We start from the raw sequence: 14,651 nt of genomic DNA on the forward strand, positions 1-14,651 counted from the left end.
GGCCCTATCTCACAGTCCGAGGATGGTCGAAGCGATGATGGTGCGCTGCACCTCGTTGCTGCCGCCGTAGATCGACGTCTTGCGATAGTTCAGGTAGTGCGGCGCGCTGGCCTGCGCCCACTCCGGTGACGCGATGGCCGCGGCCTCGAACGGCAGCGCGTCCGGCCCCGCCACCTCCACCATCAGCTCCGTGGTGGCCTGCTGCAGCTGGCTGCCGCGCAGCTTCAGCACCGACGATGCCGGGTTGGGCTGTCCGTCCTTCGAGCTCGACGCCACCCGCATCTGGGTGAGTTCGAGTGCCAACAGGTCGTTTTCGACCTCGGCGAGGCGGGCGGCGAACAGCGGGTCTTCGACGAGGCCGGTGGCGGACGCACGTTTCTTCACCTCACCCAGAGCCACCTTGGTGGCGCCGATGCGGGCGATGCCGGTGCGCTCGTTGCCCAGCAGGAACTTCGCATACGTCCAGCCCTGGTTCTCTTCACCGACGAGCTGATCGGCGGGCACCCGGACATCCTCGAAGAACACCTCGTTGACTTCGAAGCTGCCGTCGATGAGCTTGATCGGGCGCATGGTGATGCCCGGGGTGTCGAGGTCGATCAGCAGGAACGAGATGCCGGCCTGGCGCTTGGGCGCCTGGGGGTTGGTGCGGACCAGACAGAAGATCCAGTCGGCGTACTGGCCGAGTGTGGTCCAGGTCTTCTGTCCGTTGACCACATAGGTGTCGCCGTCGCGGATCGCGGTGGTGCGCAGCGAAGCGAGGTCGGACCCGGCCTCGGGCTCGGAGAAGCCCTGGCACCAGAAGATGTCGAGGGCGGCCGTCGGCGGCAGGAAGCGTTCCTTGATCTCCTGGCTGCCGAACTCGGCGATCACCGGGCCGACCATCTTGGCGTTGAACGTCAACGGCTCCGGGACACTGGCCAGCTGCATCTCATCGAGCCAGATCTGGTGCTGCGTGGGGGTCCAGTCCTTGCCGCCCCACTCGACCGGCCAGTTCGGCACGGCGATGCCGTGTTCGTGCAGGATCTTGTGGCTGTCCACGATGTCGTCTTTGCTCAGGTGTCCGCCGAGGCGGGTGCGTTCCCGCATGTCCTCGGGGAATTTGGTGGTGTAGATGGTGCGAAGCTCGTCGCGGAAGGCGGCTTCCTCCGGGGTCAACGCCAGCTGCATGTGCTGCCTCCGTGCTCGGTGTTGGGGCGATCTTAGACCGATGTTGAATACAGGCTAGCCGACCGGTTGGTTGGGGAGTCTGAGGGCCCGTCTCCGGGTCGTGCCGCCGCCTCTTGCGGTTACCCACCAACACAGTGGGTAGACCCCTGTATCGCCGGCACCGCGGAAAGGGGAGGGCAGTGGGGGTGGACTGCCCGAAGCGGATGGAGTTCGGGCCGTGTGGTGGCGTACGCCCCGACGGTTCCTGCGAGATGCGTCCCGGACCGTGCGCATTCCCCGACATCGTGCCGTGGTCCGGGCCGGTGGCCGCCGCCGCTCCGACGGCCGCGCCGCTGGTACTCACCGACTTCAGCTGCGTTCCGTTCGACCCCGCCGACTTGGCGGCCACCGCCGAGGTGCTGGCTCTGTCCTGTGACGCCGTGCTGGTGGGCGAGCACCAGAACCGCCCAGACTTTCCGCCCACCCTTGCCGGGCGGATGCTTCGCGACAGCGGCGTCACCCCGTGGATCACGTTGTCGTGTCGCGACCGCAACCGCATCGTCCTCGAGCAGGAGCTGCGGGGTTTGAAGCAACTCGGTGTGCAGACGGTGTTCTGCGTGACCGGCGATGGGCGTGGCTATGACGTACGCCCGGACGTCACCCAGACCTTCGACCTCGACGGGCCCCGGCTGCTGTCGTTGGCCGCATCGCTGGGGATGACAGCGGCAGCGCCCGAGACGCTGACCGCCCCGCCGGTGCAGGGCCGCCCGGCGCGGTTGGTGCAGAAGCAGGCCGCAGGGGCGCGCATGGCGGTGCTGAACCACGTGCCGTACCCCGCTCAGGTGGAGGTGTTCATGAAACAGGCTCGGGCGTGGGGGCTTTCGATACCGGTGCTGGCCGCGGTCGCCGTGTTCACCGACCCGGTGTCGGCGGCGGTGCTCCAAGGGCTTCCCGGGCTCGAACTCGATCAGGAGGTAGTTGCCCGGGTGGTCGATGCGCAGGATTCCGTGGAAGCCGGTATCGAGGCGGCCGTCGCCGAGGCGCGGGCGCTGTTGGCGATCGAGGGAATCGAAGGGGTGAACCTCTCAGGCTCAGCATCGGGCGCCGGCACCCGTGTTGGTGCGCAGATCAAAGCCGAGGTCGGTCGTCGGATCAGGGCGGAGTTCGCATGAGTGAGGCGATGGAGGCGGAGTTCAGCACCGTCGCCGAGTGGACGGCCGAGGTGGCACGCGATCTCGGGCCGTCCTTTCACATTCCCGCGGGCTGCCGGGGCAGCGGCAGCCCCGCCGCGTTGGACTGGCTGATCGAGCGTCTCGAGCTGGCCCCGGGGGAGAGCCTGCTCGACAGCGGTGCCGGTGTCGGCGGGCCGGCTGCTTATGCGGTGCAACAGCGCTCGGTACGCCCGACGCTGCTCGAGCCGGAGGAAGGTGCGTGCCGGGCAGCGCGCGCTCTGTTCGGGTATCCGGTGGTGCAGGCCAGCGCGACAGACGTACCGTTCGAGGACGAGATCTTCGATGCGGCATGGTCTTTGGGGGTGATGTGCACGGTGGACGATCAGCTGACGTTCCTGACCGAGCTGCGCCGGGTGGTGCGTCCGCCCGGGCGCATCGGGTTGCTCGTGTTCATGGCGCAGACCCCGAACCCCTCCGGTCAGCCCGAGGGAAACAACTTCCCGACCCGGGACTCGCTGACCGAGCTGATCGACCGCAGCGGGCTGCGCACCACGCACTGGCTCAGCACCGCCGATCTGCCTGCCATCCCGGACGAGTGGCAGGACAAGATCGACACCGTGACAAAGGAACTCGAGGCACGGCATCACGGCGAGCGCGCCTGGCAGCTGGCCGAACGTCAGAGCAAGCTCATCGGTGGCCTACTCGAGGACGGGAAGGTCACCGGAGAATTGCTGGTGCTGCGGCGGGCTTGACGGATGGAAGTTCGGCAACCTGCGCGATGGCGTTTGCACTGCGAAATCAGAAGCTCCGGGTGGTCATCCCGATGTACAGCTCACCCTCGAATGACTTGATCTTGTTCTTCACGGTCTGCCATTTCGGATCCCATTCAAAGTTCTTGGTAGCTGTTTCATAGTTCGCCCTGTCGTGTTTGTTTCCCGCGTAGTGGGTGTCTGGAGTCAAATAGACACGACCATTGGCCACGTTGTCCCTGAACGCCGAATCATCCTTGATGAAACCATTATTGGCGGTGCCGTCCATGGGGTCGTTGATGTGAATGGCCTGGTAGCGAGAATTTGTCTTCTTGAAGACGGGCGAAGCGTAGGTGACGATGACGGTGACCTTGTTCTTGTGGGCTCCGCTTTCTGCGTAATTCTGCGCTATCATCCCGCCTTTGCTGTACCCGACGATCATGATCTCGGCGGGATTGTGGACTTGCACTGCGGCGTTGATCGCGTGGTTCACCGCGGAGGGAATCTGTCCGAAGTTGCGTAACCCGAGCATCTCCGTGAATGAATTGGGGTCCTTCAGCAGGTCGCCGGTCATGCCTGAGATGTAGACAACGACCCGTTTCTCGCCATTCGACTTCTTGATCACCTCGTAGCTGACGGTGTCGTGTGTCCCGGGTATCCGAGAAAGAAGATCAGTTGTCTTCATCGAATGAACCGGTGTCACGCGAGTGACTACTGCGCCGGTTTTCGGCGGGGTGGTCGGTACCGCTGACACACCGCGGTATGCGAGGGAATCCCAGTTCGGGTTCCCGGGCAGCATCGCACTGGCTGCTCGTCCCTCGGCGCCGGCGGGCAAGGCGACCGTGGCTCCCGGCCGCACCAAGACCGCGCCTTCCGCAGGCCTGTTGGGATTGGAGCCGTAGACCACGAGCACGTCTTGAGAGTAGTTGTTCTTGTAGATGAGCCGGCCCTGCGCGTCTCGCGAGAATCCTCGAGATGTGTATCCGGAGCTGGCGACCAGGGCGGCAAGTTCCTGGTCACTCAAGACCGGGAAGTCGAACGTCATTCCCCGCATCGACGCGATGGTGGCCGTGTATGTGAATCGGCCGGTCGGATCAGCGGCGAAGAAAGGCTGCAAATAGGCGTCGTTGACGGTGCGAGTGGTCCTAGACGTGGCCGCGGCCAGTGAGATGGTACGGGCCGCCGTGCGCGCAGAGACAACGAGTCCCTCAACGTGGTTCGTCTCTGCGCCCTGGACTAGATGCAGTGCGGTAGTGGTTGAGCCGTTGCTTTCGGTATTGATGACCGTCTGATGGACAGCGCCGTCTGGGCCGAAAACAACTGCACCGAAAGGGTTTCCAGAGATCTGGCCACCGTATTGATAAAACCCGTTGGAATCGACAACGAATACCTGGGTGGAAGCCGTCTGAGCAACAGAGTCGAACGAGCCGACGCTCACGTAGGCTTTGCCATCGGGGCCAATGGCCACCGCGCCGCCAGGTGAACCGGCGATCGCAGGAGTGCTGATGCCGTCGGCGGTGACAACAGCCACGACTGTTTGGTAGTCGCCGGTGAGCGGATTCTGCGAAGTGATTACTTGGTAGACAGTTCCATCGGGTCCTGGTACCAACGAGCTCGGCTCCCACGCACCGCCCTGCGGGCTGCCGGGATATCCGTCGATTTCGTGTACGGCGTTGCCTGCCGCAGAAACAACGACAATGTAGGTGGTGTCGTTGTCGGCGTTGTACGCAGTCTGGAAGGCAACTCCATCTCCGGCGACCGCAGTGCCGATCGGCTGTCCCACCGCACCGGTGCCGTAGAGCAGCCCAGTCGATGACAGTGCGGCCACCAGGGTGACGAGTTGTCCGTCGCCGCCGCGGAACTCGCCGTACGTGGTGAGGTAGACGAGGCCATCTGGCCCGGCGACCAAAGGGATGAACGACCCATTGGCGTCGGTCGGTGTGCCCGAGATGTTCTCGACCACCACGGTCAAACCCGACTCATCGACCACGGCGACCGTCGTGGTCGGCGCAGCCGTGCCGTCACCCAGGTCAACGACTGTCTGGTAGACGGTCCCATCGGCAGCTACGACCGGACCGCCCACGGGCAGACCAGAAAGGGAATTCGGTAGTGCCTGTAGTCCGGTCTCGGTGAGAACGGCGACGACGGCCGTGAACGTCGCATCCCCGCTATCAGGGTCGAGCGTGACGTCGACGATCGTCTGATACACCGTGCCGTCATTCCCGATCACAACAGGGCCGCCGGCCAACCCCGGGGTGGCGTGCGATGTCAGGCCATCAGCGGTCAGAATCGACACGGTGACCACGGGGTCGGCGCCGCCGTCCAGCGTGCCGGTGGTTGTCAGGTACAGGGTTCCATCTGCGCCCTTCACCGGCCCGTGCGGCGTGCCGAATGCTGGCGAACCGGGGTATCCGGCGATGGTGTGCCGGGTGACACCGCCGGCGGCCGTGATCGCCACGACTGTTGTGGTGTACTCACCCGTCGCCGCATCCCTCGCGTAGACGATCTGAAATGCAGCGTTGCCCGAACCAACGACGATCGGCCCGGCCGATCGACCCGATAGGAACCCGGTGAATGTTTGGCCGCCGGAGGGCGTCACGACCAGTACGCCGGTCTGCTGCTCGCCGGTGGAGGGGTCTGTGAGTTGCAGGGTTTGGTAGGCCGCGTCGCCGACGAGGACAAGTGCACCGACGGGTTCTCCCGGCGCGTTCACGGATCGTATTGACCCGTCGCGATTGATCACCGTGATCGTCGTGGTCGCGGAATTCCCGGTCTCGTCGTAACGCGTTGTCGATTTGTAGATGACGTCAGTTCCCACAACAATCCCACCGACGACGGGTTGTCCAGAGATGGGATCACCGGACAGTGACGGCTCTGTCTGTTCGATCGGCCGAGGCGAGACAATCGCGATCGCGCCTCCAGTGGGAGTCACGTACGGGACGTAGATGTTGCCGTTTGCGGCAATGGTCACGTCGGACGGGCTTGCGTTGTAACCCAGCGTCACCGCCTGGACGACCCGGCCGTCACGATCGAGCTCCACCACGCGGCTGTCAGAAAAGTCGGTGACAAAGATTGCACCATTGTCGCCAACGGCGATTGCCCAGGGCTCGCCGTCGACTTCCAAGATGTTGGCGGTCGTGCCATCGGCACGCACGATCTTGACGACGCCGAACTGCGGTTTCGTGAGGTAGAGCAATCCATCTCGGCCCAAAGCCAGACCGGCGATTCCCGAGTCGTCACCTGCCGAGAGCGACCCGGTCTCGATCACCTCCGCGACTGTGCCGTCCGGGTTGTAGACCGTCACCGCGTCGCTGTTCCAGTTGGCGACGAAGACCCGGCCGTCCCCGTTCACGGCCAACGCGCTGGCGGGAGCTTCCGTTGCCACGAACAGGGACACCGAATAGTCGTCTGGTTCGATCACGACGATCACTCCATGACCGGTCTCGGTGTTCAGCTCATCCAGCGTGGCACCTGCCTCGCCGCTGACGAACACACGACCGTCTGGTCCGATCGCCACGTCGTAGGCAGTGAAGTACTCGTACGGTACAGCAGTGCTCAAATCAATTGTCTTGGAATATGTTCCGTCGGCGTTGAGGACAACCAGCTCTCCAGCCCGATCGTCGACGATGTAGGTGGTGAAGTAGATGCGGCCGTCGCCGCCAACTGCCAAGCCCTGGTTGCCCCACGACTGCTGCTCGCTTCCGTCGAGGCGTTCTACCCAGTAGTGGACGGCTGGGCGGATCGGAGCGATGACCTCCACCAAGACCGCCGGTGCTTCACCGTCGCTCACGCTTATGGTGAAGCTGAGGTTGTCCACCCCCGGTGAGGCCCAGGCTTCCAACCGAGCTGCTGGCGTCGGGGTGAATTTCCAGGTGCCGGTCTCTTGATCGATGACCAGTGTTCCCTTGGCCGGGTCGATGACGGTGGCGGCAGCAAAATCCAGATCATCGCCGTCAGGATCAGTCACGTTGAGAGTGCCGGTCACCTCACCGGTGGTGGTATTGACGGTGTAGCTGAACGGCGGCGTGCCGGGCCTGGGAGAGCGGTTGCCCGGCAGTACAGGCACCAGCACCAGGCTCAGGGCGGTGGTGGTGGGACCGAGAATGCCGAGGGCACCAAGGATTCCGTAGGTGTGCGGGGGATTGCCGATACGGTCATCAACGGTCACGACGAAGCTGTCGGTGCCGCCGGTCAGTGCATACGCGGGGTGGGGGGTGTAGGTGAAGTTGCCTTCAGCGTCGACGACCACGGTGCCGTGCGCGGCGTCGGTGCTGACGATGTAGGTGATCGGATCACCCTCGTAGTCAACGGCATTGATTCTGCCGGTGATGACGCCGGTAACCGGGTCCCGGCCGGAGATGGTGGTGGTCGCGACGGGCCGCTGGTTGTTCCAGGTGTACATGTTCTGGCGGACTGCCAACCACAGCGCTTCGACGAAGGAGGGGACCGGCAATGCCGGAATGGGTAGATTGGCCGCCAGCGGGCCCAGGCCGATCCACGTGAGGGCATCGGTCACGATGCTGTTGACCGTGATCGGTGCCGGAGCCTCTGCGGCGGTGGTGTCGACGGTGGTCCGGGCAGTGGCATCGGTATTGACGACAGAGGTGGTGGCCGCCAGCGGCTGGACAAGTTCCGGGTCGATGGTGGCCGCCTCGGCGGTCGGGCTGTCCTCGACAAGGGTGGTGATGACCCCGGCGGTTTCTTCTTCCCCGGGCTCGGTGACCTGCTCGTCGACCCTCACCTCAGTGGCCGGCGCTTCGTCGTCGCGCCCTGAGGTCGTGGAGACCCGCAGGGTCTCGTCCTGGCTGTCGTCGACGTCAACCTCGTCGACCACTATCTCGGCCACCTCGTCCTCGTCCTCGGTCTCGACCTCGTCGACACCCTCGTCCTCGGACTCGGCGTCCTCTGCGGTGGCGTTCCCGGAATCATTCTCAGCGCCGGAGGAATCCGCGTCGCGGGTGTCGCTACCCGGGGTGGTACTCGCGTCGCCTGCCGGGGGCGAGCCGGCGTCCGAGGACGATTCCGATGTTGCCGAGGCGGTGCTGCTTCCCGAATCGGTGTCGTCGGCATGCGCGACGGCGGTGCCGTTGGCCAGCGCCATGCCCACACCCACAGCGACCGCGCTGGCGCCAAGCCAGGCATACGGCTGGCGCCGCGGTTTGGCCCGGTGTGCACCGCGCTTCCGCCGTGCCGAGCCGTTGCTGCCTTTACCCGCGTGATGCACACCCGCCATGAGTCCCACCCTGATGTCGCGCACGCATTGACGCGTACGAAAGTTTGCTATCGCAGAAGGTATACATCACGAGGCGGTGTTGTGGAGGTCTGAATCGGCGTGCAGTGGCGTGTCGGGAGAAGATCATCCGATTGGGCGACAAGGACATTGAGTGCGACAGCCGACGCTGCGATAGGTCGTGTCATACGTTCGGATGACTGTCGGCGAATTAGCCCGCGGCGAGCCGAGACTGTGTTAAGGGCAGCGAACCAAAGCGACGCGCCCGTCGGCTCCCCCTTGCTCCGACGAACGCGCCGCCTCAGCCTGTCCGCGTTCAGCGGACACCAGGCGCACATCCCGGTCCGGGTGAATGTGCGCCTGAAACTGTCACCGCGCAGCTGTGCGGTGCAGTCCCGAGACTAGAGGCCGTCATGGGCAAAGGCAAAGGTCACGGCGCAAATTGGGACGTTCGTATGACACGTTCGGGCGTCACAGTTCGTTGAGGCTGAGGATGCCGTCCTCGACGGCCCGAGCCAGCAGGGCCGATTTCGTGGGCGCGGGTCGGCCCACCGCCGCGTACTTGGCCCGCGCACGCTGCAGATGCGTGCGGACCGTGGTGGGGGCGATGTAGAGCCGCTTGCCCACCAACTCCTTGCTCTCGGTCTGGAACCATGCCCGCAGCACTTCCTTCTCGCGCTCGGAGAGTTTGATCCGGCCGGAGGTACGGTCGTTGACCAGGGCCTTCGCCATCCGCGGGCCGGTGTACGGGGTGCCGGAACCGGCCGCGTGGATGGCCTCGATGAGGTGCAGCCGGCCCTCGGACTTCACCAGGTAGGTGACGGCACCCAGTTCGAGGCTGGTGAGGATGATCTCGTCGGCCGTCAGGTGCGAATAGATGATGACGCGCTGACCTGACTCGCAGAGCTTGCGCAGCGTGGCGAAGTCGGGCCGGTTGCCGTCGATTTGCAGGTCGAGCAGAACGACGTCGACCTGATTCGGGATGTCGGGAAAACGGGCCAGGAACTCGTTGGGGTGCAGAAAGTTGCCGACGAGCTCGATCGGCGGTTCGGCCCTGGCGCACCACGCCTCGACCCCGGCGTGGACGACGTCGTGATCATCGATGATCGCGACTGTGACAGGGCGGGCAGCCCCCTCGTCGTGCATGTACTGGACCCCCAACCCCGCTGCGGATTCCGCAAACTACTTTGACCAAGCGGAACTAATTTAATCGCATGGTCGCCAAGCCGCGACTACTACTCCCATTACCCACATAAGGATCTTCCGACTCGTGGTTCACATCACCGCGGATTCGTTCACATCGAAGGTCCCGTGACTCCGGCCCCATGGGGTTGCATGCTCGTCCCCGCAGTTGCAGGGGGGTCACTCAGATGCGCGTCGGTGTGAATTGAATTCAAATTCTGCAGTGGTTCTAACGGGCGTTCAAGCAGAGGGCCTCGGTCGCCGGCCGATTGTGGTGAGACAAATGGACGCGTGTTCACTCATGCGCTACGCACCCCCAATCGCGGGCTGGGGCCGCTACAGCAAATTGACGCCAATTGTCGGTTATGGTCGCCGTGTGGGTCGGGGGGCTTGGGTGCGAGCGATGGTTCGTCGGGCCCGCAGCGCGGCCGGGAGCCCGACGACGGCATCTGCCGACGACGTGTCCCAGCGACAGCTGATGCGGCGGGCGGCGACGGTGGGCCTGCTCATGCGCCACACGGTGAACCTGCTGGTCGTGGTCATCGCCCTGCTCGACCCGCAGTCGGTGGCGCAGCGACCGGCGCAAGCGCTGCTGATCGCGCTCGGCCTTTGGTCGGGGTACCGGTTGGCGACGCGATCGCACCACCCGCTGTGCACCGGCATCGACCTGCTGTTCGTGTTGGCGCTGTGCGCCGCGATGCCGTACCTGCTGCAGGATCCGCTGTTCCACTCATACAACACCGCTCCGCAGGCCATCGCCGGGACCGCAGTCGTGAGCTTCTCGGTGTCGGTGCCGGCAAGGGCCAGTCTGCCGATGTCGATGGCGATCGCGACCATCTACGCCTACGGTGGGGCCACGGTGGCCGGATGGAACCACCTCGGTGACATCACCGCGCTGTATTACTTTGCGCTGCAATGGGTCACGGCGGCGCTGATCAGGGCGATGCTGCTGCGCGTCGCCGTGGAAGTGGACCGGGTTCGCGCCGAACGACAGAGCGCCGAACTCAACCAGCAAGTCACCGAGGCGGTTCGGGAAGCCGAACGAGAACAACTGGCCCTGCTGCACGACACCGCCGCCTCCACGCTGTTGATGGTGGGCCAGGGTGCGGCGATGCCGCCGGCTCGACTTGCCGCACAGGCGAACCGGGATCTGGAGCTGCTGCGTGACGGACCCTGGGTGCCACCGCCCCAGCGCCTCGAGCTGGTGTCTGCGCTGCATCAGGCCGCCCAGCATCTGGACACCCCGGTGGTCATCGAGGGCACACCCGAGGTCTGGCTGCGCGGCGACCTCGCCACCGCAGTGGTATCCGCCGCTCGTGAGGCGATGAACAACGTCGACCGGCATGCCCGGGCGACCGCCCTCACCATCACCGTCGACCCCGACCTGGTGACCCTCCGCGACAACGGAATCGGCTTCGATGTGCACCAGCCACGCACCGGACACGGCATCGCCGATTCGATTGTCGGACGGATGAAACGCGCCGGCGGCAGCGCCGCCATTTCCTCCACCCCGGGAGCGGGCACCGTCACCCGGCTGTCGTGGTCCACCGAGCAGACCGCCGCTGCGGCCGCAGAGCCCGCCGATCCGGATCGGCTCATCGACCGGGTGCGCTTGCGCTACGGATTGGCGCTGACGGCATACGCGATCGCCAACCTCGTCGCATCGGCGCCTTACGTGCTGGAGCACTCGGCACACCCGAGCCTCGAGATCTGCCTGTTTCTGGCCGCGGCCGCCGCTGCGCTGGCCGCGCTGCCCGGGCTGCTCTGGAAGCGGTGGGTGATGTTGTGGCCGGCTACCGTGACACTACTGATCGTCGTGGTGCTGCAATCATTGATCGTCGACGTCAACGGCATTGGCGGGCAGGCTCACTGGGTGCAGAACGCCATCGGCTGGTGCGTGCTGCCCACCGCGCTGGCGCTTCCCACTCGCGCCGGTGCGTCCATCCTGGTCTTCTACTGGACGGTCGGCGCCGCGGTGCAACTGGCGCGCAGCCCCGATGCCGAGGCGTTGGTGAACGTGGGGTTGGGGACAGCGAGCATCCTGGCGGTGCAGCTGTTCGCCCTGGTGTTCAACGGCCTGATGCGGGAGGCGGCGCTGGACGCGCACGCTGAAACCCAGGCGCATCAACGTCTTCGGCGCCGTGAACGGGTGGCCCAGGCGCTACGCGCCGAGTATCAACGTCGGTACGCCAAACTGGTCGACAACGTGGTGCCGTTGCTGCGGCAACTCAGTGCGACCGGGGAGGTGGACGAGCGGCTGCAGCGACGGGCCCGCGCCGAATCACGCCGATTACGGGCACTTTTCGATCAGGCGGCCGCTTTCGACAACCCGTTGATGCAGAATTTGCGGCCACTGATCGACAACGCCGAAGCACGCAACGTCGACGTGGTGGTGGAGGTTGCCGGCGATCTGCCTGATCTCGGTGCCGGCGCCATCGCTGCGCTGACGACACCGCTGGCGGTGGTCCTGGAGCAGGACATGACCTCCGTGCGGCTGGTGGTGACCGCCGAGCCCGACGAGGTGACCGTCAGCGTGGTGTGTCACGGCACCGGCGCCGACGCGCTCTCGGGGTTCACCGATGCGGTGGACGTGGTCAGCGACGGCCCCACGCTGTGGGTCCTGATCCGGCACCGATTCAAAACGGAGGCCGCCGATGCCACCACCTGAACCGCCCGCTGACAGGTGGGGCATTCAGCGGGGAAGATGTTGAGGCGCTATCCCAGCAGCGCCCAGCCGACTCCGAACACCGTCAGCAACGACACCAATGTGAGCGGCACCCCGAACCGGAAGAACGTCGCGGTGCTGTAGCCGCCGGGCTTCATCACCATCAGGTTCGACTGGTGGCTGAACGGATTGAGGAACGTGAACGAGATGCACGTGCCGATCAACGTCAACAACAGCACCGGGTCCAGCCCCGCGGACGCGGCCACCGTCAGCGCCACCGGCGTCAGGATCGCGGCGGCCGCGGCATTGGTCACGATGTTGGTCAGCAGCGTGGTGCCGAGCGCGATCACCAACACCACCAGCGCGGTGCTGCCACTGGACAGGTGCAGGACGGCGGCGGCGATATGGTCGCCGAGACCGCTCTCCACCACGATGGTGCCCAGCCCGATGGAACCGGCGATGATCGCCAGGATGTTCCAGTTGAGGGCACGCACCGCGGAACGCGGCGTCAGCACCTGCGTCACCACCATCAGCACCGCGCCGGTGGCAGCGATCAACTCGATGGGCGCCAGTTCGAGTGCCGCCGCGCCGATGACGGCCAGCAGGATGGCCAGCGCAGTCCAGGTCTTGCTGGTCTGAGGGGCCTTTCCCGCCACCTTCTGCCAGAGCCCCACCAGCGGGTGGTCGGCCAGGACATCGCTGGATCGTGTTGTCACCAGGCACATCTCGCCGGCGTGGGCGGGGGTGTCACGCAGCAGCTCGGTGGTCTGGGCGGCAATCACCTGGATGTCGTCATGCTCTTCGAGTTCCCGGATGGTGGCCTGCTCCTCGGTGGCGATGGACACCGCGAACAGGTCCTGGCGGGACTGGCCGAAGCGCGGACTGCCCCACAGCATCCGCACACCGGCCTCGGTGGCGCGGTAGACGAGGACATCACCGTCTTCGATGGGTTGATCGTGGTCGACGTGCGCGCCCCAACGTTGGATCTCGATGAGCTCGAAATCGGGTGTGGTGTGAACGCCCATCCTGGCTGCGGTGTTGCCGATCAGGTTGGCCCGCCCCGACACCGGAATCTCAGCGCGCCAAGACAACTCCCGCTCGGAATCTGCCGAGCGTCCCCGCAACATGATCGGAGCGGTGACCAACAGCACCAGCCACCCCACGATTGCCACCGGCACCGCGATCGGCACCCAGGAGAACATGGACAACTCCACCCCGGCGGGTGCGGCCAGGCCGGCAATGAGCAGGTTGGAGCTGGTGCCGATGAGCGTTGCCGAACCGGCCAGTGTGGTGGCATGTGCGATGGGCAGCAGCACACTGCGTGCCGGTACACCGGACTGCTGCTCGAGCTCCTTGGCGGCCGGGATCAGCATGGCCACGATGGGGGTGGTGTTGATCAGGGCCGAAACGAAGCCCACCGGCGGGATCAGCCGGGCCAGCGCCTGCGTCGATGTCGACACCCCGTTGAGCAGCCGGTACATCACCCGGGACACCACGCCGGTATAGAGGACGCCCTTGGCGATCACCAGCATGGCCGCGATGGTGATGACGCCGCCGTTGCTCAGACCCGCGAAAAGCTCGGCGGGCGTGGCGATGCCCACCAGCCCGGCCGTCACCAGCGCACACAACAACGCCAGCACCGCCGGCACGGTACCCATCGTCATCACCACGAGCGTGATGATCACGATCACCGCCGCAACAATTGCCATGGGGAAGAATTATGTTGCGTCCTCGTGCAGGTAACGACCAACCACGTCGGCCTGTCGGCGCAGTTGTTGCGCCGCAGCCCGTTGAGCCACGGCGTCGTAACCGTCGGCGTCGGCCAGGTAGTCCCGCACATGCCCGGCCAGGATGTCACGCACGTCGGTGGCCGTGAGCACCCGTCGTGGAACCTCGGTGTCGGTGAGGCCTGTGGTATCGACACTTTCGGCGTTGTCGATGGCGGCGATCGCGGTGCGCAGCGCCGCAACGGCATCGGTGTCACGGCTCTTCATGGCAGACATGAGGTCGGTGCGGAGTGCGTCGCGCAGAGTGTGGGCATCGAAACTCACGGCGCTCCCTCTGAAACCAGGGCGCTGATCATTGCGAGGATGCCGGCGGCGTCGTCGGGGTGGCCCACGATGATCACCTTCAGGCTGCGCTGGGATTCGTCGTAGGCGGTGTGCACAGTCAGGTGCCGGCGACCCGCGGGATCGCTGTTGGCCGATGCCACCACAAGGGTGGACACCCGGTCCATCAGTGCCCGGCCGATGTCGCTGATCTGCACGATGGTGGTGACCTCCACCCGGGGCGCGGGTTCAGGCTCGGTGTCCCCGGTGAAGGCGCGCAGGTCCTGTTCAGAGATGCGGTACTGCTTGCCGATTCGGACCGCAGGCAGCCGTCCGTCGCGCACATAGCCGCGGACGGTGCGCACGTGCAGGCCGAGTAACTCGGCTACCTCGTCGGGGGAGTACACGAGAGTGAACATACCCTATCGCTCCCTGAGGCGGCACCGATAGGGAATGATG

10 protein-coding genes are annotated in these 14,651 nt (G+C 65.3%); 4 read left to right on the forward strand and 6 right to left on the reverse strand.

What is annotated here, in order from left to right:
• Positions 1-9: 9 nt before the first annotated feature.
• On the reverse strand, positions 10-1,167 hold the full coding sequence (locus tag AC3A6P_RS01805; protein ID WP_487687594.1) for an acyl-CoA dehydrogenase family protein: 1,158 nt from the start codon (positions 1,165-1,167) through the stop codon (positions 10-12).
• Between the two features lie 203 nt (positions 1,168-1,370).
• On the opposite strand from AC3A6P_RS01805, the gene AC3A6P_RS01810 reads away from it, so the two are divergent.
• Together AC3A6P_RS01810 and AC3A6P_RS01815 are read left to right on the forward strand one after the other, a co-directional pair.
• Positions 1,371-2,318 carry a methylenetetrahydrofolate reductase gene (locus tag AC3A6P_RS01810; protein ID WP_487688127.1) on the forward strand — a complete coding sequence of 316 codons (948 nt, stop codon included), beginning with the start codon at positions 1,371-1,373 and terminating at the stop codon, positions 2,316-2,318.
• On the forward strand, positions 2,315-3,070 hold the full coding sequence (locus AC3A6P_RS01815) for a class I SAM-dependent methyltransferase (protein WP_487687596.1): 756 nt from the start codon (positions 2,315-2,317) through the stop codon (positions 3,068-3,070). The genes AC3A6P_RS01810 and AC3A6P_RS01815 overlap by 4 nt, the downstream gene beginning before the upstream one ends.
• Positions 3,071-3,116: 46 nt before the next feature.
• Here AC3A6P_RS01815 and AC3A6P_RS01820 read toward each other — a convergent pair whose 3' ends face one another.
• Positions 3,117-7,913 (reverse strand): Ig-like domain-containing protein, encoded by a 4,797-nt coding sequence (locus tag AC3A6P_RS01820; RefSeq protein ID WP_487687598.1) that lies wholly within the window; start codon positions 7,911-7,913, stop codon positions 3,117-3,119.
• A 64-nt stretch (positions 7,914-7,977) separates the two neighbouring features.
• On the opposite strand from AC3A6P_RS01820, the gene AC3A6P_RS01825 reads away from it, so the two are divergent.
• Positions 7,978-8,286: a hypothetical protein gene (locus AC3A6P_RS01825; protein WP_487687600.1), complete on the forward strand. Its 309-nt coding sequence runs from the start codon at positions 7,978-7,980 to the stop codon at positions 8,284-8,286.
• Positions 8,287-8,768: 482 nt separating this feature from the next.
• Here the strand turns inward: AC3A6P_RS01825 and AC3A6P_RS01830 are convergent, their stop codons facing one another.
• On the reverse strand, positions 8,769-9,443 hold the full coding sequence (locus AC3A6P_RS01830) for a LuxR C-terminal-related transcriptional regulator (RefSeq protein ID WP_487687602.1): 675 nt from the start codon (positions 9,441-9,443) through the stop codon (positions 8,769-8,771).
• 439 nt (positions 9,444-9,882) lie between these two features.
• On the opposite strand from AC3A6P_RS01830, the gene AC3A6P_RS01835 reads away from it, so the two are divergent.
• Positions 9,883-12,147, forward strand: a complete 2,265-nt coding sequence (locus AC3A6P_RS01835; protein ID WP_487687605.1) for a sensor histidine kinase — start codon at positions 9,883-9,885, stop codon at positions 12,145-12,147.
• Between the two features lie 47 nt (positions 12,148-12,194).
• Here AC3A6P_RS01835 and AC3A6P_RS01840 read toward each other — a convergent pair whose 3' ends face one another.
• The 3 genes from AC3A6P_RS01840 to AC3A6P_RS01850 are packed head-to-tail and all read right to left on the reverse strand — an operon-like array spanning position 12,195 to position 14,611.
• Positions 12,195-13,853, reverse strand: coding sequence for an SLC13 family permease (locus AC3A6P_RS01840; RefSeq protein WP_487687607.1), 1,659 nt, complete (start codon positions 13,851-13,853; stop codon positions 12,195-12,197).
• A 9-nt stretch (positions 13,854-13,862) separates the two neighbouring features.
• Positions 13,863-14,195, reverse strand: coding sequence for a hypothetical protein (locus AC3A6P_RS01845; protein WP_487687609.1), 333 nt, complete (start codon positions 14,193-14,195; stop codon positions 13,863-13,865).
• A complete protein-coding gene (locus AC3A6P_RS01850) occupies positions 14,192-14,611 on the reverse strand; it encodes a helix-turn-helix domain-containing protein (protein ID WP_487687611.1) in 420 nt (139 codons plus the stop codon). Before AC3A6P_RS01850 ends, AC3A6P_RS01845 begins: the two co-directional genes overlap by 4 nt.
• Between the last annotated feature and the right edge of the window lie 40 nt (positions 14,612-14,651).

Source organism: Mycobacterium sp. Soil_C_30 (genome assembly GCF_057656995.1).